Genomic DNA, 20,619 nt, shown 5'->3' with positions numbered 1-20,619 from the left:
TTTATTATGATATGGTAGAATCACCGCCGTATTTTCATTAACATTTTTAACATTTGGGAGAGTGATATGAAGGTTTGTGATATAAAACCACTTGTAAGTGTAAATACCTTGAAAAAGCTTCTTGCTTCATTGAGTATATGTGCGTGTTTATCAATGCTAACCTATGCAGATGAAAGCAATGATTCTACTGATACTAATGGAGAAAACCAAAATAAGTTTGTGCTAGGGATCTTTGGTGGTGGTAGTCTTATGCAAATGTCATCAGAATATTACAGCACAACTCACCCCTATGATGATTTACCCGGCGATCATGATAAAAGCTTGTTTGGGGCAAGCTATGGAGCAAAAGTTGGCTATGATATGTATTTTCTCACTCGTCATGGTGTAAGAATCTATGTTGATTATATGAACTCATACTTTAATAGTAATGAAAGGACACTTGGTTCATATAATATGCACACAATTGGACTTAATGCGGATTATCGCTTTGTTATCACAGGGGGACTAAGTGCGTTTGCTGGGGCGGGACTAGCTCATAATATTATTAATACTCAACACCTTGGCAATATGAATGCCTTTGGTGGTAGCATTAATGCTGGGGTGGCTTATGCTTTATCTTTTCTTGAGTTTGAGTTTAGAATCCGCTATTTAATCTATGATATACCAGAGAAAAGCTCAAACTATCTACCAAACATTATGGGACAACAAACGAAATATCATACGGTAGAATTAAACAGCCCCTTTAGCTTTCATTTAGGGGTGAATTTTAGATTCTAACCCACTTCAATCCATAGCACAAAAAGCAAACTAAGAATTGCTTAAAGCTTAAAGAGATTTTATGTTTATAGAATCTCTTTAAGCTTTAGTCTTTCGTGCTTTTTAAATTCTATAAACCATACATACTTGCAATGTAATAATTCTATTTATCTATATATAACGCAATAAATTTTCCCATACAATACCATCATAAGCAACCTTAATGCTTTGTGTATGTGCGGCTTTGTAAATAGACAACACTTCATCTGTATTATCTTGCTGGGCTAGTCCTTTATGTGTGATTAATGGGGGTAAAATGCGGGTTTGAGCCTTACTATTAAACTTCGCACAAATTAATACAAGGCTAGAATCCTTTTCTATGCGGGGATATACAAAGCGTAAAAACTCAACTCCAAAGCCATACGCCCTTAAAGATTCCAAAATCTCTGGAAGCATAGCAGGAGCATAACAAAAGATAAATTTAGCATGTGGTTTTAACACTCTTTTTGCTAGTTTTAACATTGTAGAAAGCGGTAAAAAGTGGCTTTGTGTAGCTTGTGCTTTAAAAGGATTGTTTGATTGCAAAGTTTGCGTGTGATAAAAGGGTGGATTACTTATAATAAGATCAAAATAAGGCAGTGAAGTGATATCTGCATATTGTGGTGCTAAATGTTTTGTGTCTTCATTATGGTGGCTTACTTGACTTTGAGTGGGATTTAGATTATTCTTATTTTGAGTTATTGTTGAAAAATCTCTTTTAGATTCCATATTTGATGTTTTATTTCGTTCAACATGACAAGCTTTAGAATCCTTAATTTTAGAACATAAAAGCGGTGTTTCTAAAGATAAAGAATCTAGCGATAAAACTTCTTTAAACTGAGTTTCTACTAGCATAGATTCTAACTTTTTATTATTGCAAAGCATATTGTCTTGCAGTTCTTTTAATAGTTCTTTAGAATGGATAAGCATATTGTCTTGCAGTTCTTTTAATAGTTCTTTAGAATGGATAAGCATATTGCAATCAGCATGGATAACGATAGAATCTATATGATTTATCTGTGCGTTTTTAGCATTCATAAACGCGTATTCTCTTTGCTTTTCAATTTGATAAAGCGTTATGACTTTTGATCTCGCACAAAGCAGCCCAATTATACCGCTACCACTCCCAAGCTCAAGCACTTTTGCCCTAGATTTTATGTGTGGCAGTATAAAATCCCATAAAAACAAACTATCGCTATTATAGCAATAGCCCTCTGCTATTTGATAGATTTTTAATCGCCTTTTCATTGCTACTTGATTATCTCTCATTCATTATATATGTGCCTTCTTTAAGCCATAGTTTTGCAGTGCTTTTTAGCCTTGCTACATTATCACTTGCAAAAAAGTCAATGAGATTTTTTGAGTTTTTCTCTATTTTGAAATGCTCTCTTACATAGCATGCGATCGCCTCACCAGAGTGGATAAACTTCACATCACTGCCAAAATATCTTTGCATAGGTAGCAATAAAAGTGGAAAATGTGTGCAACCTAGTATCACCACATCAGGCTTTAAAGTCGGCGGGAAATAATGCCTTAATACAGAATCTACAACCTCACCGCTAAATACATGCTCTTCAACTAAGCTTACAAAAAGATTTGTAGCAAGACTTGTGATATTTGTGTAGCCTAGATTCCGCAAACTTTTCGCGTAATTATCTGATTTTATCGTGGCTTCTGTGGCTATTACGAGTATGTGCTTATCCTTTGCTATGTGCTGCTGTGTGAGTGCGGCAATACCAGATTCTATAACGCCTATAATGGGGATTTTAGAGCATTCCTGCATCGCATGCAGGGCATGGGCTGAAGCGGTATTACACGCTACCACAAGTAAATCAAGCCCAAAATTTGAAAAAAACTCCAAAGCCTCTAGCGAAAAGCGGCGGATAGTCTCTGTATCCTTATTACCATAAGGCACTCGTGCTGTATCGCCATAATACACAATGTGATTAAAGCCAACTTCTTCAATGAGACTTTTTAGCACGGTTAGCCCCCCCGCACCACTATCAAAAATACCGATATTATTAATTGTTTGCATATATTACCTATATTTAGAATCTAAAATGTAATTGTAGCGTAAAAGGACAGAGTATGCTAAATCACTATGGCGGACTATATAAAAGCTTAATTGGCGATATAGGCATTATGATATATAAAGATAGGATTATGAATATAGAGCTTTTTGCTAAAGACGCAAAACCGCTACACAGCATTGAAACATATAAGAATTTAAAAGAAAATTCTATAAGCAAACAAACAATCAAGGCTTTAACACTTTATCTATCAGGCAAGATTCCACTTGATATGCAGCACAAAAGTAATATTTCATTACAATTGTTTCTACATGGAAGCACATTTCAACAAGATGTGTGGAATGCACTCTTACGCATTCCCTATGGTGAAACAAGGAGTTACAAAGATATTGCTAAAGAGATTGGAAAGCCAAATGCTATGCGTTCTGTCGGTAGTGCATGTAAAAAGAATCCAATATTGTTTTTTATCCCTTGTCATCGCGTTATAAATAGTAATGGAAATATGGGCGGTTATCGTGCAGGACTTGATATTAAGAAACATTTGCTTATGCTTGAAACAGGGGTAAAAATTACAATTTAAGCAGGGAGGATATTTAATGCCTATTGTTTGCATATATACCAAACATTTAGAATCTAATCTTCAACAACTTAGGCTATAATAAGCACTTTTAGGCTCAAAGAGACTTGCGCTCTTTGATTGTGTAATATGCAAGATTCTGTAAGATATTTATACAGAATTTATAGCCATCACTCATAAAAAAGGAAAATCATGCGTTTTTCAACTTTCTTTGCACCAACACTTAAAGAAGCACCAAAGGATGCAGTGCTAAAAAGTCATATCTATTTGCTTAGGGCAGGCTACATTCACCAAATAGGTAGTGGTATTTACAACTTTTTGCCATTAGCACAAATTGTAATGGATAAAATCAAAACCATAGTAAGAGAAGAGATGAATAGAGCCGGGGCAAATGAAATCACTATGGGATTTCTAACGCCAACAAGCCTTTGGGAGCAAAGCGGAAGATATGAAAAATATAGCGAATTAGCCCTTTTTACCGATAAAAAAGGGGCGTCTTTTGTGCTTGGTCCAACACATGAAGAATGCGTAACAGAGATAGCAAAAACCTATATCAAAAGCTATAAGCAACTGCCGCTTAATCTCTATCAAATCCACTTGAAATTTCGAGATGAATTGCGACCTAGATTTGGGCTTTTACGCGCTAGAGAGTTTGTTATGAAGGATGCGTATAGTTTTCATGATTCTTTAGAATCTCTGAATAAAGAGTTTGTGAATATGCGTGATACTTATGTGAGAATCTTTAGGCGTTTGGGACTTGATTTTCGCATTGTTGAGGCAGATTCTGGTGCGATTGGCGGGAGTGGTAGTCGTGAGTTTATGGTGCTTGCTGAATGCGGTGAAGACACGATTGTAACTTGTGCCAAATGTGATTATGCTTCAAATATTGAAGCAGCGGTGCGTAAGCCAAAAACATGCGATGAGATTGCCCCACAAGCTACAAGCAATTATCATAAATTTGAAACGCCAAATGTAAAAACTATCGATGATTTAAGCAAGTTTTTTAAAGTCAATCCATTCTACCTTATAAAAGCGGTTGTAAAAAAAGTGATTTTTAAAGATAGCGTTGATATTGCTATATTTTTTATGCGTGGTAAGGATATGCTAGAGGATACTAAAGCATTAAATGCACTTCAGGCAATCGATACCTCTGTGCTTGATATAGCCGATGCGGATACGGCATTTTTAGAATCTTATAAGTTGCCACAAGGCTCTATTGGTCCTATACATTTGCGTACTTTGACAAATTCTCGTTTTATTGTGTTTGATAAGGAATTAGAGAATGGAGAGGATTTGATATGTGGGGCAAATGAGCATGGTTATCATTATGTTGGTGTGCAATTGGAGGAATTTGATGATTTATATTATCGCGATTTAGTCGCTGTGCAAGAGGGTGATTCTTGTGCTAAATGCGGTGGGACTTTGCGTTATAGTAAGGGCATTGAAGTAGGACATATTTTTAAACTAGAGGATAAGTATTCAAAGCCTATGCAGGCTAATTTTCTTCTTTCAAATGGCTCTAGTATGCCTTTTACTATGGGTTGCTATGGGCTTGGTGTAAGCAGACTAATATCAGCGATTTTAGAGCAAAAGGCAGATGAAAAAGGCTGTGTGTGGGGAGATGTATCGCCTTTTAAGATTGATATTATCATCTCAAATATGAAAAATGAAAATGAAGTGCTTTTTGCTACAAATCTTTACACACAACTACAAGAGAAGGGCATTGAAGTCATACTTGATGATAGGAATGAGAGATTTGGAAGTAAAATCGCTGATTTTGAGTTAATCGGCTTTGAATATGCCTTAATTGTAGGCAAGAGACTTGCTAAAAATAAGTTAGAATTAATAAAGCGAGATGGACTCATAAAGACAGAATATAGCAGCGCAAATATCTTAGAATCTTTGCTTGGGATTTTGTAAATAAAGATTCTATAAATCGGTTATGCTATAAAAGATTTGCAAACAAAAGATTCACTAAAGACAGGTGTAACAAAAATATAAATTAAGTAAATGGCAAAATCTACAGCAACCCCACAAACACCACATAATTACAAATTGCTTGTGGGAATCTAAGATTGAAAAAGATTGTCTAAATCTTGCTATACAATGAGAAAACGCCTACACTCATTTCAAAAACAGAATCTAAATGCAATGGAATAAAAATCACCCAAATCTTCCTGCGATATAATCTTGTGTCTTTTTATCCTTTGGTTTTGAAAAGATCTTTTCAGTGTCATCAAATTCTATCACTTCACCAAGTAAAAAGAAAGCAGTTTTATCAGATATACGCATAGCTTGCTGCATATTGTGTGTAACGATAATAATCGTATATTCTTTTTTGAGTTTATTAATGAGTTCTTCTATCTTTAGTGTTGAGATAGGATCAAGCGCACTTGTGGGTTCGTCCATTAGGATTACTTCAGGATTTACAGCTAATGTCCTTGCGATACATAGCCTTTGTTGCTGTCCGCCACTAAGGCTTAGGGCAGATTGCTTTAACCTGTCTTTAAGATCTCCCCATAAGCCAACATCTTTTAAGCATTCTTCTACGATAGAATCAAGCTTATCCTTATGCTTTATCCCATGTGTTTTTGGACCAAATACCATGTTATCATAAATACTCATAGGGAATGGATTAGGCTTTTGAAAGACCATGCCAACCTTTTTACGCAATATATTTACATCATATTTTTTATAGATATTAACTTCATCTAATAGAATCTTACCTTTAATTTTACAGCCTTCTACTAAGTCATTCATACGATTAAGGCTTTTTAGAAAAGTGGATTTACCACAACCACTAGGACCGATAAAGGCAGTTACTTTGCCTTTTAGAATCTGCATATTAATATTTTTTAACGCATGAAAATCATTATAGTAAAGATTCATATCCTTAATACTAAAACATACTTTTTTATCCATTTTATGCCTTTGTGAGAGTTTTTGCTATGTAGTTTGATAAAAGATTGATGATTAGCACAATCACAATGAGAATCATTGCCGTGCTATATGCTTCATTGATATGATGCCCCTCATTTGATATAAGATACATGTGCATACTAAGAGTCCTGCCAGAATCAAATAGTCCAGAAACTTGAGCAAATCCACCAAAGGTATAAAGCAATGCGGCACTCTCCCCTACAATCTTACCAATGCTAAGGATTATTCCTGCTAAGATTCCGGGTGTAGCAGCAGGTAAAATAATCGCAAAAATAGTTCTAAGCTTTCCTGCCCCAAGTGCAAAACTTGCCTCTCTATACATTAAAGGCACAGACTTTAATGCCTCTTGTGCGCTACGCAAAATCACGGGTAAAATCATAATAGTAATGGTAAGGCTACCTGCTAAAAAGCTAAACTTTAATTGAAAAAATACAACAAATGCAAGGAAGCCAAAAAGCCCATATACGATTGATGGGATACCTACAAGGGTTTCAGCTGCGGTTGTAATGACTGCAATGAGTTTATTTTTACTACTACTATATTCTGTGAGAAAAATCGCCCCAAAGATTCCAAAAGGCATGGCAATAGCAAGGGAGAAAAGTATCATATTAATGGTATTTATAATAGCTGGCATCATAGAGACATTTTCACTATTATATTCCCATTCAAAAAGGCTTGGTGTGAGATAGACAACACCTTTTATAAAAATAAAACCAATTAAAATACAAAATATAGCAAGTGTGCTAAAAATAGATAGTCGCATACACCAAAATAATAGACTAGATAGCCCATCTCTTCTCATCTTTATCCCTTATTAATCATTTAGAAAATTTGCTTGAAAGTGTAAAAAACGTATGTAAAATCGCACAACTAGATTGTAAAATATTTGTAAATTATTGCTACAACTAACTCTTAGGGCGTTAATTTTCTTGCTTTGATTCCGGGATACTTAATTTATCCTTTGTTATATGTGGCATTGAAATGTATTTTTACACCAAAATACATGCTAAAAACATAAAATATTTATAGAATCACATACAAAAATATCTACAAAAACAAACATAAATATCATATAATTTTCATTATTTTTCACAATGTCTTATTGGGACAAAATAGCACAAGGAGTTATCATGCGATTACATAAGATTCTCATATTTTCTGCATTCAGCCTTTCTATGCTGTATGCAAGGCAGAATGAGATTGCAATCATGGAGCAAGAGCATAAAGACACAGAATCTACAATAGAGCAAGAAAATGGCGTATTTTTACATGGTGGTTTAGAAGTGTTTAATAAGACTGCATTTAGCACGAAACAAGCACTGCCAAATAATAGCTATGGCTATGCGTTAGGGCAATTAGGCGTGGGGTATAAATATAATGATTTTCAAATTATGATTGGAGCGGTTGCCGCTGGGCTTACTTATGATTCTACAAAAGGATTAGGATATAACTATGTGGGGGCATATCCGGGCTATCTCAATGACAAAGATGCAACAGCAGACAATACCCATAATGCGTTCGTACATAATGCTTATATACACTATCAAACAGATTCTCTAAATATTAAAGTAGGGAGATTTGAGCAAGAAGATGATGATTGGTTTGATAGCTATGCTGAGGGTATAAACGCAGTATATAAATTTGCGGATAACTTTCATGTCAAGCTTTTTGGCTCAAGCACAGTGGCACTTGTAGGTAATGGTTGGCTTACAGATTTTAGCACGACCTATTCTACTTATGGAATCTTAAATGCTGAAGTCGGCTATAATAACGACTTTTTAGACGCAAAGGCTTATGTGTATTATGGTGCAAAAGAGTATGTCGCACCGGGGCTTAGTGTGAGTGCTAGTTTTGGCGATAAAGAGAGTATTAGCTATACTACAAAGCTAGTCGCACTTTTCCCTATACATAGTAAAAGCATTCTTGATATAGGTAATCACTTTTTTGCTGACTTTAAAGATCCCACCGGCTTTACTTCAAGCATTCTTATGAGACAAGATATTGATATTTATGATACTTATAAAATCGCACTTGGAGTCTATAAAAATATAGGCAATGCAAATGCTAGAATGGGTATGTTTGGTAATCCTATCGGCATAGATATTTGGGATAATAGTGTGTATGGCACAGGCAGATCGCTTAATGCTTCTGTTGCCCCTGATGCCCTTAGTGTATTGCTTTTCACAGAGGCTAGATATGAAAAATTAGCAAAATTTGTAGAATCTCTGTCTTTTGGACTTGATGGGCGATATACCACTGCCCCGAGTGCGACAGAGTATTCATTGAAATTTATTGTCGATTGGCAGATTATAGATTCTGTAAGTTTAGGCTTAATTGCTAACTATTACACACATATCATGCAAAATGATGCGTGGAATGATTCTGATATTACAATTAGCGGTCGTCATGTCCTTGATAGAAGTTATCTTATGTCATCTGTAACCTATGCGTTTTAGTTTTTTTACTCTTTTTCCAGATTTAATTATGCCTTATTTTGGGCATAGCATTATGCGAAATGCTATACATAATAAAAAGATTGAAGTAGAATGTATAAATATCCGCGATTATGCTTCCAATAAGCATAAAAAAGTGGATAATGCCCTTATTGGCGGTGGAGCGGGCATGCTGCTTGATCCATTTGTGCTTGATTGTGCTTTGCAACAGGCAAGAGATTCACGCATTATATTTCTTAGCCCTTGTGGTGCGAAATTTAGCCATAAAGATTCTGTCCGCCTTAGCAAATATAGCCATATTAGCTTTGTGTGTGGGCGATATGAAGGCTTTGATGAGCGAAGTATTGAATTGTATGCGACAGAGATTTTTAGCATAGGTGATTTTATCTTAAGTGGTGGCGAGTTAGGGGCATTGTGTATGGCAGATTCTATTGCTAGGCACATACATGGTGTGCTTGGCAATGAGCTGTCTTTACAAGGTGAAAGTTTTGAATCTGGCTTACTTGAAGCACCAAATTTCACAAAATCAAAGCAGTTTTCTGAAAAAAATAAAGAAAATTTACCAACTTCAGCATATTTAAATGGAAATCACGCTATAATCAGCGATTTAAAACTTACCATGTCTAAGATGAAAACGCAATATTTTAGACCGGATTTATTAACATCATAAGTGAGGAAATCATGAAAAATCGATATATCGAGCAATTTGAAAAAGCACAACTTGAGAATAAGTCTGTGCCACAATTTAAAGCAGGTGATACTCTGCGTGTTGGGATTAAGATAAAAGAGGGTGATAAAACAAGAGTGCAAAACTTTGAGGGTGTCTGTATAGCTATACGCGGTAATGGCGTGGATAGGACTTTTACTGTGCGTAAAATGGGTGCTAACAATATAGGTGTTGAAAAGATTTTTCCACTTTATAGCGATAGCTTAGAGAAAATAGAAGTGTTGCGTATTGGGCGAGTCCGCCGTGCAAAACTTTATTATTTGCGTAACAGAAGAGGTAAAGCTGCAAGAATTAAGGAATTAAGAAAAGAGTTGAATAAAAAAGAAGCATAAGTAACACGCATTATCATTCTGCGTTTAAGCAGAATAGATGGCTTACTCCAGATTCTACAAGCATAACCATTTAAGCATCACAAGTTACTAGAAATGCAGGATAGAATCTAGTCTATAATCTCTAGCACTTCTCTTAAATCTTTTGTGTCAATGCAATGTGTAGCACTCTTTTTTAATATATCTTTTGCACAGAATGCAATCTTTGTATCAGCATAGGCAAACATAGATAAGTCATTTGCACCATCACCAATGACCGCACAATCTTTAGAAGTTAAGCCTAAAACACCTTGCAAGTTCTGCAACATATTGCCCTTAGAATCTGCAAACATCATATCCCCGCCAACTCTTCCTGTAAGCTTAGAATCTTTATGGTGCAAGATATTGCTAAAAGTAGCATTTAGTCCTAAAATCGGTTTGAAATATTCTGTAACAATGCGAAATCCACCGCTAAAGCAAACAACAATATGCCCCCTTTTTCTTAGCTCTTTTACACATTCAACAGCCCCGCACATGAGATGAAAATCCTTTTCTACACTCTCTTGCACCAAACTTAAAGGCATATTCTCTAAAAGTGCCACTCGTTTTAACAGACTTTCAAAAAAGTCAAGTCTACCCTCCATAGCTTCTCTAGTGATATAAGCAACAGCAGATTCTACCTTGTATCGCTTTGCAAAAATGTCAATACTCTCGCCATCCATAAGCGTTGAATCAAAATCAAAAACAACAAGCATAATACTCTCCCTTATATGTTATAGTCTCGTGCTATTGAGTAAATCTTCAAATTCACTTAAAAGATTTTTTACTTCATTCATACCGATTTCCCAAAATGCACTTTCATTGACATCAAATCCAAAGGTAAGGATCAAATCTCTTGGGCTTTTACTGCCACCAGCACTTAAGAAATCTATGTAGGTTTGTATAAACTTTTCTTTGTCTTCACTTCTTTTATAAAGTCCAAAAAGGGCTAAAACCAAAAGCTGTCCATAGGAATAGGCATAACAATAAAATGGCGAATGGATAAAATGCGGGATATAGCTCCACCATTTTGCGTATTTTTTTGTCAAATGCACGCTATCCCCAAACATTTTTTTATTTTCATCAAGCCAGATTCTATCAAAGTCTTCACTTTTTAGCTCTCCCTCTCTTTCATGGATTGCCCTTTCAAAATTTGTCATTACAATTTGTCTAAAAAGAGTTGAAAAAATATCTTCAATTTTACCTGCATATATATCAAGCAATTCCCTGCCTTTTAAGGTCTTTTTCATGCTATCAAATAAAAGCATTTCAGCAAATACTGAAGCAGTCTCTGCGGTTGTAAGCGGTGTGTCGTGATTGAGTGTGCCTTGAATCTTGCTTAGTTCCTGATGGATTGCATGTCCTAATTCATGTGCGATTGTGAAAGCATCGCGTCTATTGCCTGTGAAGTTTAGCATAACATAGGGGTGGGCGCTTGGCACACTTCCATGACTAAATGCACCGCCTCTTTTTGCGGGTTTTGGGTGAGAATCTATCCAGCCATTAAAGATAGCTTCTTTTGCAATCTCATAGAATCTTGGGCTAAATTTATAAAAAGATTCTAATGTATCATACAAGGCGTCTTGAAACTCGACTTCCGCTTTTTTAGAGTTTTCCTTAGTAAGTCCTAATGGTGCATAGCGATCATAATCTTTAAGCTTATGTCCTAAGAGTTGGGATTTTACGCGATAGTATCCATGCACGAGATTCATATTCGCATTGACACAATCAATCATGCTATCAACGCTTTCTTGTGTCGTTTGATTGCTAATATGGCGGAAAGATTCTGGCTTTTCATAGCCCCTTAGATTCTGCGTTATAGCTACATCTTTACGCACCATATTTAAAATGTAAGTTAATAAATGCGAGTTTTTACGCAAACCTTTTGTAAAGTTTTTTTGCGCGAGTTTTCTTAGCTTTCTATTCCTTACATGTAAGAATCCTAGTATCTCTTCTTCGCCAATTTTTTCATCATTTAATACGCCTTTAAAACGCATATTTGCAAAACTTTCATCAAATAATCTTGAGAAAGCATCAACGCCAACAGGCGATACATTCAGCAATATCTGCTCTTCTTTTAAGCTTAGCTTATACTTTTTATTTGCTTCAATGGTTTGTAAGAAAAAGGCGTATTTTTCATTTGCTTTTATAAAATCATTCATTTTAGTAGAATCTAAATCAGCAAACTCAATCTCAAAGAACATAACCTTTGCATACATAGCATTGCATTTCATTTCATAATCAGCATATAATGCCCCGTATTTCTTACTATCTATGGCAAATTTTAAAAAGACATAGGTCATAATAGAGCCTAAGCCTTCACTAAGTGAATCATAAGTTTGCAATGCTTTAGAAAACTCTTCAGTCTTTAGTGTAGATAGCTTACCTGCATAGTTATCATTAAAATTTTGCAGTTTTTTATCAAGCTCTTTTGCGAAAGATTCTAAAGATTCTTCATCTTTAAAAAGTGCGTTTAAATCAAAATCAAGTGTTTTTGGTAAAGCCTTTTTTTCAACAATTTTTGCCTTTTTATCACTGATTTTAGAATCTTTAGGCTTAAAATCTTGCTTTTTATCTTTTGGGGATTTTAAGTCTTTTTTATCCTTACCTAACTCATCTAGTGCTACTTTTTCTTTTTTTAGAATCTCTTTTGTGCCTTTGTCCTTAGTTTCTGTGCTTTCCTTATTATTCATGGAATCTTTTGCCATAGCCATACCCTTTTAGTAAAATCTCATAATCTACATTATAATATGTTATAGTTTTGTTTTAGCTTAAAATAGGGTTGCAATATGCAAAGTCATAATCAATTTGGTATAGCAAATAATATGGGTAATAGCCGCTTGGGTTTTACCTTTTATGCGAAGTTTCTGCCCTTTGTTTTTTCTATCGGGCTTTTTACATTATTTCTTGTCGCATATTTGTCGATTAAGGGGTTAAAAGATGATTTTGATGGGAGTGTGCCAGAACCATTGAGCGAATTAAGCCTATTAAATGACTTTCAAAGTCAATATATGCTTGAAACAATTGATATACTACAAGATAATCCAAAAGGGATTAAAACCTATGCTACAAGCTTTTATCAATGGAGTCTTTATAAAAATCTCTCACAATCTTTAAATGAGCAAAGAGGTGTGTTTAGCTTTTTAAGACATATCTATAAAATTACTTTTCTAACAAAGCAAAACGACATGATTCTATCACTCGAAAGAAAAAAACAACAATTAGTGGAAGAAGTAGAAAAAACCATTACTCTTGAAGCAGCAAATATTCTAAAAGCAGATAGAGATCTCTTATACGAACATGCAAAAAAGGTAAATAGCATTAGTGCAAATATCATCAATACACAAGTTGCCTTGCATACACTTGAAAAAGAAATAACAGATCATTTTCATAATGCAACAATAGGGCTATTATGTATGATAACACTGCTTGTATTTATTATTGTTGTATGTATTGATATTGTTGTGATTGGTTTTATCCGCCGATTAAATCAGTATTTAGAAGAGCAGTTTAATAATGCAACGGCAGATTTACGCAGTCTAAACGCACATTTGCAAAATGAAATCGCAAAAAAAGTAGAAGATATACGCAAAAAAGATATAGCCATATACGCACAATCAAAACTTGCAGCAATGGGAGAAATGGTGCAAAATATCGCACATCAATGGAGAAATCCGCTAAACTCGCTAGGCTTAGTCATGCAGGATATACAACAAAAATTTAATAGAAACTCTCTTACAAAAGAGATATTAAATAAGCATATAACAACCTCTCTAGCACTCGCAGATAATATGAGTAATACCATTGATATTTTTCACAATTTCTTCCGCTTAGATAATAGTTTTGAGCACTTTGATATAAAAGATGCAATTCATGAAGTAGTCATTATTTATGAGCCATTATTACAAGCCTTAAACATACAGATACATATCGAATATGATACACAAGAAGAATATAGAATCTTTGGCAATAAACATGCGTTTATGCAGATTGTGCTTGTGCTACTTGGCAATATAAAAGATGTATTTGCTGAAAGAAAGATAAAAAATCCATATTGCTTTATCACACTTGGAAAAAAAGATTCTATCCTGCGTTTAGATATATATGATAATGCGGGTGGGATTAATCCACATATTATTGATAGAATCTTTGATATTTATGTTACAACAAAAAAGATGGGAACAGGCATAGGACTCTATATGGCAAAAGAAATGCTAACAAAATATTTACAAGGCAATATATACGCAAAAAACATTACCTTTAATTGCGATGGGGATTATTGTAAAGGGGCATTATTTGTGCTAGAATTGCAGCTTAGTGACACGATGGAGGGAGAAGTCGGCAATGAACGAGAGATTAAAAGAGATTGAGATTCTAAAACAGCTCACAATCCTTTATGCAGAAGATGACTATACAGCAAGGCAGACACTTGCTTCAATATTGGAGGATTATTTTGGCAATGTTATGGTTGCAAAAGATGGGTTAGAAGCATGGGAGATATTTCAGGCAAATCATATTGATATTGTTTTGACAGATATTGTCATGCCACGCTTTGATGGTATAAAACTTATGCGACAGATTCGCTACAATGCAAAGAAAGATATACCTATTGTGCTTATTAGTGCTTTGACAGAGACGCATTACTTTCTTGAGGCGATTAAGCTTGGTTGCAATGGCTATTTATTAAAACCTATAAAAATAGATGAGCTGACAGATACGCTACATAATGCGGTATTGCCCTTTGCACAAAATAAGATTATTGAAATGCAAAATCAATTACTTCTAGCCTTAAATACACTTTTTGGTGGTAAAAAGGTAGAAATCGTGCAGTATCTCTTCACACATTGTGATAATGAACAAATCTTTTATGGCACACATGATGAGATTGCTGAACATTTAAATACGACACGACAAACTGTGGCGCAATGCTTTAAAGATTTAACTCAAAAAGGTTTGCTACAAAAGATTCGAAACAAAGCCTATAAACTAGGACATATAGAAGATTTTACACATACAACCATATTAGAATCTAATTACGATGAGGAGCAAATATGAAGCTATCATATTTCTTTACACAACCTTTTAATCATCTAAGATTCTATAAAAGCTATTGTTTTCAGTTAAATGCTTTTTCAAATGCTTTTTATAGAGTCTTGAATAAAATCTCTCAAATACTTGCCCTACTATTCATATTACTCTTAAGCACTTTTTCATCTATATATGCAAAGGATACTGAAAAAGGGCTTAAAAATTCACAAGAAAAAATTACAGAGGCAAATGGCTTAATAGGCATACCAGAAGATGATAGGAAAATAGAAGTATTTAATCATGATCTTTATATATTGCCCTATTTTCATGCACAAGTTGGCATGGGTGCGGCTAATACAGAAAAAATAGCACAAAAAAATAGCACAATTACAGAATCTACTATCCCGACATTTATGATTGGCGTAGGCTTTCAACAGCAATATTATATGTTAGGTGTAAATATAGGCTATAAAATACAGCTATCCTATGAAGTCGGCGTGAAATCTCTTGGTGAAAATACGATGGCATTTCGCAGTGGTGGGGCATTTTTCCAAATCCATGCGGGATACAAATATGTCTTACCACATATAAATATTGGCTATGAAATGCTCTCTGTTGGCAATGATTTTCTCCCAAGCTCAAAGGAAGAAGTCATCTATGCAGATAAAGGCATGGCATTTGGCTATGGAGTAACATTCCTACTAAACCGCTATAATGCACTCGAACTTAGCATAAGGCACTCAAAAATCTATGGCAACAAACCCCGCCTTCTCTTTAACTATGAGTTTAGATTTTAAGGTTGTTTATTGTGGATTAACTTCATTTGAAGTCGTTGAAATCTAGAACATGCGTGTTTGTTTCACTAAGATTTAAAATTTACCTAAAGTTAAGCGTAAAAACTAGTTTCTGTTCTATCCCATAAACCCTACAACCACCTAATATTTGAAATGATACTCTAACCATACCGCACTTGTGTGTATTCTTTTGGGATAAGGTATTTTTCAAGTTTGATTAGATTTTTATAGATTCCGTGATTATAGCCTATTTCATAGAGTCTCTCTAGTGCCTTGGTTTGCTCTGTGCTTAGTGTGTGGGAATTTTCATTTGCATAGAGTTGCAAATATATATCAAGTTCTTTAGCATTAATTCTTACAAGGTTATTTTCAAGCAGCATTTTTGTTAAAATATCTTTGTGTTTCAATCCTATTTGTATCGCACGAGTTAAAACTTCTTCTAGCATAATCGCACGATTTAGCGGTATAGATCTACGCAGAGCCATGCCACCAAGTGGCAATGGCAAATCATCTTTGCATAAATCCTGCCATATATCCCAAATGTAGCTTTCTACTTCAAGTTCATTAGAGAAATTAAGGATTGATTCATGGATTAACACCCCGGCATCTACCTCGCCAGATAGCACACTTTGCTCAATTTCTAAAAAGTTTTTATATACAACGCGTGCATTTGGATAATAGATTCTAAAAAGCATGGCGTTTGTAGTATGCTCTCCGCTTAGGGCTACTTTAAAATTGCGTTTTAGTTTCGCATTTTTGCGTTTTACCATCTTTGGTCCATAGCCCTCACCAAAGCTCATGCCTGTGCGTAATAGGGCATATTCATTGCAAATATGCGGATAAAGTGAAAATGATATAGCACTAATATCATATAAACCTTGCAAGCATGCAACATTAAGAGTTTCAATATCAAGCGCACTATTAATGAGTTTATAGGGCGTATCTATCCAGCCAAAAGCAATCGCATAATACATAAAAATATCATCAGCATCGGGGCTATGTGCGATTGTATAGGCATGGTTTGCTGTATGTGGTAAGGTCTGCATAGTATTCCTTCTAGTTTCATGCGTGTAATTATAGTCTATTTTATGCTGGTTTTAATGGTGTTATAAAACTGGCTTCTCAAACAATGACAAATCTTGGCATATAAAACAGAATCTAAAGTTTCCATAACCACCTTGCAAGGCGACTAAAAATAGCATTAATTCACAATCAAACGATTAAAAATCTCTTGAGATGGACGCGCATTTGAGCCTGTAATATCACGCATGGAATCAACTTGACTTTGCGTTATAGTCATCGTTTGCTTTAACACAATCCATCTCACACCTTGTGAGCATGGTGGCGTTGTCAATGAGCCATCAAACTGATATGAAGTAAGATTGCTTGGTAATAGCTTGTGAATATCAATATTTGCGATAAAGTTTGCTTTGTCTGGTTGTGTCGGCAAATTTTTCACCAAAGATTCAATGATAGGATTAGCATGACCCTCTACAAAAAAGACCGCAAGGATTACCTTATGTCCCTTAGAATCTTCATGTAGCAATTGTGCTTCAAGTATGCCACGAAGTGAGTCGATAGCATTTTCACCGGGTGTTTTAAAATATATTTCTTTTAGCTGATAGCGATTGCCATTCATCTCTAAAAAGTTTCCTTGTGGATAAATCATCTTAAAAGTATGGTTAGAAAGCATGAGATTTACTCCCTTTGCCACGCTGTATTTAAGCTCAAATTGTGCTGCACCCTTGCTTACATTTTTTGTAACGATATTTATGGGTGATTGCTGATTGCCCTCCGCACAGCCCAAATAAAGTGGATTAAGATTTGCCCAATACTGCGGTGCAGTATTATCTTTATAACTCCAGTTTTGCTTGTTTTGTGCGTATATAAACTGCGTAAGCGATAAAAGCACAAGGATATAAAGTCTCATATTTACTCCTTATATAGAATCTCATACAGAATTATAAACTCTAAAAAAGAAGTTTTAGTCTTACCACACTTAGTTTCTACCCCTATCCTCCCTTATATTCAAACTTCAGATTCTAAGATATCCCCTAAAACACAACCCTACCACCAATATTAAATCCTAAGCCAAAGTTTTTATCAAATACACTGCTTTGTAAGCTAAGACTGCCATTTAAATACCATCTACCAAAGCTATATTCTCCACCACCTGTAAGGAATACATAAGACTTATAGCCTTGAGCTTTATATCTCATATTAAAGTTATTTACAGAATCACCTATATTGCCTATACTTGTAGTTGTAGTCCCACTAGAATCTACATTATTTTGTAAAATGATTGCATCTTGCTTTAATTGAGCGACTATAAAAATATAGCTTTGATTTGCAAAGTATTTACGACCATCTATACCTATATTTACGCTTATAGTTTGTCTTATGTTATCATCTGTATTCATAGCAAATATAGGTGTATTATCACTCTTTCTTTTAAAGCCACTTGAGCCTAATACATAATACGATAATCCTGCAAAAGGTTTTACAATATAACCCTTTTTCATTAAAAAAGCATAACCATAAGTTGCATTTAAATCTACATTAGAGAGTGTGTAGCTATACTCATCTTTAAAGAGAGCAAGTAAGTCAAAGTTATTAATTTGAGAGTTTTGTTTCTCATTTGTAAAGCTAAAGGCAGTATTGAGTGTTACATCTATTTCATGGTTTTCAATGAAAGTCCTTGTATAGATTCCAGCAAACATATTGTTTGAATTATTTGAAGTAAAGCCATTATTATTGCCATTAAATGTGCCATAGCCATAACCACCATACGCACCAAATGCAGTTTGGAGTTTATCTACAAAATAATCATATCCTGCATTAAAGCCATAAAGTTGAGCCGAGCCAGTCTTTGAGAAGTTAAGATTACCTAGCATATTAACCCAAGCATGATTTGGATATTCTTCTCTATTATTAAATCTCATGATTAAATCTGCTAAGGTATCAAACCATACTTCATTTGAGTTGTTATCAGTTGTAACATCACTTTGTATATCTGTTACTCCATTGTTTGCATTTTGTGTGTTTGTGTTAGAGCTACTTGCTAGAGTAGCTACACTACTTCTATAAACTGCATTACTATTTGTATTACCACTTACTATATTATTAATAGCTGCTATTCTTGTGTTTGTATTAGAATCTAGACTTGCTAGTTTTAGCTTCTCTGCTTCCCTTAATGCTGCTTCTAAATTCTTTTGATAGTTTTGCATAGCTATATAGCTACTAGCACTACCATGAATGCTAGCTACTCTTGCTAGACGATTTAGCTTTGCACTCTCCATTGATAGTGTGAGTGTATGAAGTGTTGATGCTTTATTCTCTAGGTTTGAGACATGATCTATTGCTGTATCTAGAGTCCTACCTACTTCTAGGAAATACTCTAGGTTTCTTGAGGCAGCTAGAGTTTGGTCTAGGTTTATTAAAAACACAAGTGAAGATTTATCATCATAGAATAGATTTTTTAGAATCTCATAGCTATTTGCACTCTCTTTTTTAATCGCATTTATCCATGAGTTATTTCCACCTGCTTCCATGTATAAAGCACAATCAAATGTGCTAGATTCTGCATTACATAAAGGCTTTTCTGTATTGCCCTCTATGAAGTTATTAATATCTACTTTATTGATTTTAAAGCCTATTGTTGTATCATTTACGACTTTTTCTATATCGATATATTTACCATCTATGCTACCGCCTTTATAAGTGAGTGAAAAGCTATTTTTCATCTTTTGTTGTGCGTAATCATAGCCTCTGTTTGCTTCAGTAGCGTTAGCATTGCTACCAAAGCCACAATACTTGCCATCTTGTTTGCATTCTTCTTGTTTATCTTGCTGACTTGGCTTTTGTATGAGATTGCCTTCATTATCAGTTGAGCCTATGCCATTTTCTACTACATTGCCATTAGAATCTGTTTGGGCTTTATCCATATCCCATGGATTGTCTTTGCCATTTGTTGTGAAGTCGGTTTCTTGTTTTGTATTGCCATTGCTTCCTGTTTGGCAGTCTTTATTTGTGCATTGTCCGCCATTGGTGTGTTCTGTTTTTATGGTTGTATTGCCGTTGCTTTTATCAAAAGTCGTAGTATAATCCCCTTGTGTGTAAGTGTAGCTTATAGATTCTGCTTTTATGAGATTGTATTCTACGCCCTTGCTACCATTAGTATTAAGCTGACTGCTTATACTCGATAAAGTCTTAGAATCTGCTATATCTGCCTGTAATGCCCCTGTGCTTCCGGGTGATATGTCTAGTGTTGCTTTGCCTTTGATATTCATACTTGCATTTTTTATTTCATTGTTGCTAGAGTCATTTGGATTTGCTTGAATGCTAAAAAGGATTTTACCTTTGTTATTAAAGTTTCCTGTTACTTCTATATGTCCGTTAGCTCCCAAATCTATTGTATTGTAGTTATTGAGATTACCTGTGAGATAGAGTGTCGGTTTATCTCCACTTACAAAGCCATCATCGATTAGAATCTTTCCATAGTTATTTAATGCACCTTTTGTGAGTTCGGTTTGCTCTATTAAGATATTACCACCATTTGCAACTTGTCCTGTGCTATTTGTAATATTATCATTTGTCATAATATCTGGCAAGACTAGATAATGTTTGCCATCACTTGTTGTGATATATGTGCCACTTGCGTTTTTGTAATCTGATTCTGTTTTTTCATTATTTCCATTTGTGTTTTTATTAGATTCTATAAGCTTTGCTATCTCATCACCACTCATATTTTTTAGGTCTTTAGAATCTACGCTTACATTTAGGTATTTGTCAAACTTTTGGTCTATGTTTTCGCCATTAGCATTTAACTCAATTTTCATAACACCGCTATGCTTGCTCGAGTCTTTTAGGTGTAAAAGCTCATTGACATTTAGGGCGTTAGCTGTGATTTTTGAAGCGCCGTTTGTGAT

The 20,619-nt window shown here is 34.8% G+C and carries 18 protein-coding genes; 9 read left to right on the top strand and 9 right to left on the bottom strand.

What is annotated here, in order from left to right; translation table 11 throughout:
* Positions 1-66: 66 nt before the first annotated feature.
* Entirely contained in the window at positions 67-777 is a 711-nt protein-coding gene (locus T368_RS0104285; RefSeq protein ID WP_004088589.1) for a porin family protein, read from the top strand.
* A 150-nt stretch (positions 778-927) separates the two neighbouring features.
* On the opposite strand, the gene T368_RS14500 is transcribed toward T368_RS0104285, so the two are convergent.
* Entirely contained in the window at positions 928-2,064 is a 1,137-nt protein-coding gene (locus tag T368_RS14500) for a tRNA1(Val) (adenine(37)-N6)-methyltransferase (protein WP_004088590.1), read from the bottom strand.
* Positions 2,054-2,830: a glutamate racemase gene (murI, locus tag T368_RS0104275; protein ID WP_004088591.1), complete on the bottom strand. Its 777-nt coding sequence runs from the start codon at positions 2,828-2,830 to the stop codon at positions 2,054-2,056. The genes T368_RS14500 and murI overlap by 11 nt, the downstream gene beginning before the upstream one ends.
* Before the next feature lie 53 nt (positions 2,831-2,883).
* On the opposite strand from murI, the gene T368_RS17070 reads away from it, so the two are divergent.
* On the top strand, positions 2,884-3,405 hold the full coding sequence (locus T368_RS17070) for a methylated-DNA--[protein]-cysteine S-methyltransferase (protein WP_004088592.1): 522 nt from the start codon (positions 2,884-2,886) through the stop codon (positions 3,403-3,405).
* Positions 3,406-3,594: 189 nt separating this feature from the next.
* Positions 3,595-5,322 (top strand): proline--tRNA ligase, encoded by a 1,728-nt coding sequence (locus tag T368_RS0104265; RefSeq protein WP_004088594.1) that lies wholly within the window; start codon positions 3,595-3,597, stop codon positions 5,320-5,322.
* A gap of 243 nt (positions 5,323-5,565) precedes the next feature.
* Here the strand turns inward: T368_RS0104265 and pstB are convergent, their stop codons facing one another.
* Together pstB and pstA are read right to left on the bottom strand one after the other, a co-directional pair.
* The gene (gene pstB / locus T368_RS0104260) at positions 5,566-6,324 is read right to left on the bottom strand and encodes a phosphate ABC transporter ATP-binding protein PstB (protein WP_004088596.1); all 759 of its coding nucleotides are present in this window, start codon (positions 6,322-6,324) and stop codon (positions 5,566-5,568) included.
* A 1-nt stretch (position 6,325) separates the two neighbouring features.
* Positions 6,326-7,144: a phosphate ABC transporter permease PstA gene (gene pstA / locus T368_RS0104255; protein ID WP_004088598.1), complete on the bottom strand. Its 819-nt coding sequence runs from the start codon at positions 7,142-7,144 to the stop codon at positions 6,326-6,328.
* 328 nt (positions 7,145-7,472) lie between these two features.
* Here pstA and T368_RS0104250 point away from each other — a divergent pair, with 328 nt between their 5' ends.
* Genes T368_RS0104250 through rplS form a run of 3 tightly spaced genes read left to right on the top strand, consistent with a single transcriptional unit; the run spans position 7,473 to position 9,854 of the window.
* Entirely contained in the window at positions 7,473-8,798 is a 1,326-nt protein-coding gene (locus T368_RS0104250) for an outer membrane family protein (RefSeq protein ID WP_004088600.1), read from the top strand.
* Positions 8,788-9,465 carry a tRNA (guanosine(37)-N1)-methyltransferase TrmD gene (gene trmD, locus T368_RS0104245; protein WP_004088602.1) on the top strand — a complete coding sequence of 226 codons (678 nt, stop codon included), beginning with the start codon at positions 8,788-8,790 and terminating at the stop codon, positions 9,463-9,465. The genes T368_RS0104250 and trmD overlap by 11 nt, the downstream gene beginning before the upstream one ends.
* A gap of 11 nt (positions 9,466-9,476) precedes the next feature.
* Positions 9,477-9,854: a 50S ribosomal protein L19 gene (gene rplS / locus T368_RS0104240; protein WP_004088603.1), complete on the top strand. Its 378-nt coding sequence runs from the start codon at positions 9,477-9,479 to the stop codon at positions 9,852-9,854.
* A gap of 107 nt (positions 9,855-9,961) precedes the next feature.
* Here the strand turns inward: rplS and serB are convergent, their stop codons facing one another.
* Together serB and T368_RS0104230 are read right to left on the bottom strand one after the other, a co-directional pair.
* On the bottom strand, positions 9,962-10,585 hold the full coding sequence (gene serB, locus T368_RS0104235) for a phosphoserine phosphatase SerB (protein ID WP_004088604.1): 624 nt from the start codon (positions 10,583-10,585) through the stop codon (positions 9,962-9,964).
* Positions 10,586-10,603: 18 nt separating this feature from the next.
* On the bottom strand, positions 10,604-12,577 hold the full coding sequence (locus T368_RS0104230) for a M3 family oligoendopeptidase (RefSeq protein ID WP_004088605.1): 1,974 nt from the start codon (positions 12,575-12,577) through the stop codon (positions 10,604-10,606).
* A gap of 81 nt (positions 12,578-12,658) precedes the next feature.
* Here T368_RS0104230 and T368_RS0104225 point away from each other — a divergent pair, with 81 nt between their 5' ends.
* From T368_RS0104225 to T368_RS0104215, 3 genes are read left to right on the top strand one after another with little or no spacing between them, the layout of a single operon-like run.
* Positions 12,659-14,239 (top strand): sensor histidine kinase, encoded by a 1,581-nt coding sequence (locus T368_RS0104225; RefSeq protein WP_004088606.1) that lies wholly within the window; start codon positions 12,659-12,661, stop codon positions 14,237-14,239.
* Entirely contained in the window at positions 14,214-14,924 is a 711-nt protein-coding gene (locus T368_RS0104220; RefSeq protein ID WP_004088607.1) for a response regulator, read from the top strand. Before T368_RS0104225 ends, T368_RS0104220 begins: the two co-directional genes overlap by 26 nt.
* Positions 14,921-15,694, top strand: a complete 774-nt coding sequence (locus T368_RS0104215) for a hypothetical protein (RefSeq protein WP_004088609.1) — start codon at positions 14,921-14,923, stop codon at positions 15,692-15,694. The genes T368_RS0104220 and T368_RS0104215 overlap by 4 nt, the downstream gene beginning before the upstream one ends.
* A 158-nt stretch (positions 15,695-15,852) precedes the next feature.
* Here T368_RS0104215 and T368_RS0104210 read toward each other — a convergent pair whose 3' ends face one another.
* The 3 genes from T368_RS0104210 to T368_RS13220 form a co-directional block, all read right to left on the bottom strand.
* Entirely contained in the window at positions 15,853-16,737 is an 885-nt protein-coding gene (locus T368_RS0104210; protein ID WP_004088611.1) for a menaquinone biosynthesis family protein, read from the bottom strand.
* Positions 16,738-16,892: 155 nt separating this feature from the next.
* Positions 16,893-17,621 (bottom strand): carbonic anhydrase family protein, encoded by a 729-nt coding sequence (locus tag T368_RS0104205; protein WP_004088613.1) that lies wholly within the window; start codon positions 17,619-17,621, stop codon positions 16,893-16,895.
* Positions 17,622-17,745: 124 nt separating this feature from the next.
* On the bottom strand, positions 17,746-20,619 hold a 2,874-nt coding region (locus tag T368_RS13220; RefSeq protein ID WP_034567599.1), incomplete at its 5' end, for an autotransporter outer membrane beta-barrel domain-containing protein.

The organism is Helicobacter bilis ATCC 51630 (assembly GCF_000686565.1).
GTDB classification, from domain to species: domain Bacteria; phylum Campylobacterota; class Campylobacteria; order Campylobacterales; family Helicobacteraceae; genus Helicobacter_A; species Helicobacter_A bilis.
This window is presented reverse-complemented; position numbering and strand designations above follow the sequence as displayed.

Coding starts and splice junctions, on each gene's coding strand:
- T368_RS0104285 (WP_004088589.1), top strand. CDS start 67: ATGAAGGTTTGTGATATAAAACCACTTGTAAGTGTAAATACCTTGAAA.
- T368_RS14500 (WP_004088590.1), bottom strand. CDS start 2,064: ATGAGAGATAATCAAGTAGCAATGAAAAGGCGATTAAAAATCTATCAA.
- murI (WP_004088591.1), bottom strand. CDS start 2,830: ATGCAAACAATTAATAATATCGGTATTTTTGATAGTGGTGCGGGGGGG.
- T368_RS17070 (WP_004088592.1), top strand. CDS start 2,884: ATGCTAAATCACTATGGCGGACTATATAAAAGCTTAATTGGCGATATA.
- T368_RS0104265 (WP_004088594.1), top strand. CDS start 3,595: ATGCGTTTTTCAACTTTCTTTGCACCAACACTTAAAGAAGCACCAAAG.
- pstB (WP_004088596.1), bottom strand. CDS start 6,324: ATGGATAAAAAAGTATGTTTTAGTATTAAGGATATGAATCTTTACTAT.
- pstA (WP_004088598.1), bottom strand. CDS start 7,144: ATGAGAAGAGATGGGCTATCTAGTCTATTATTTTGGTGTATGCGACTA.
- T368_RS0104250 (WP_004088600.1), top strand. CDS start 7,473: ATGCGATTACATAAGATTCTCATATTTTCTGCATTCAGCCTTTCTATG.
- trmD (WP_004088602.1), top strand. CDS start 8,788: ATGCGTTTTAGTTTTTTTACTCTTTTTCCAGATTTAATTATGCCTTAT.
- rplS (WP_004088603.1), top strand. CDS start 9,477: ATGAAAAATCGATATATCGAGCAATTTGAAAAAGCACAACTTGAGAAT.
- serB (WP_004088604.1), bottom strand. CDS start 10,585: ATGCTTGTTGTTTTTGATTTTGATTCAACGCTTATGGATGGCGAGAGT.
- T368_RS0104230 (WP_004088605.1), bottom strand. CDS start 12,577: ATGGCAAAAGATTCCATGAATAATAAGGAAAGCACAGAAACTAAGGAC.
- T368_RS0104225 (WP_004088606.1), top strand. CDS start 12,659: ATGCAAAGTCATAATCAATTTGGTATAGCAAATAATATGGGTAATAGC.
- T368_RS0104220 (WP_004088607.1), top strand. CDS start 14,214: ATGAACGAGAGATTAAAAGAGATTGAGATTCTAAAACAGCTCACAATC.
- T368_RS0104215 (WP_004088609.1), top strand. CDS start 14,921: ATGAAGCTATCATATTTCTTTACACAACCTTTTAATCATCTAAGATTC.
- T368_RS0104210 (WP_004088611.1), bottom strand. CDS start 16,737: ATGCAGACCTTACCACATACAGCAAACCATGCCTATACAATCGCACAT.
- T368_RS0104205 (WP_004088613.1), bottom strand. CDS start 17,621: ATGAGACTTTATATCCTTGTGCTTTTATCGCTTACGCAGTTTATATAC.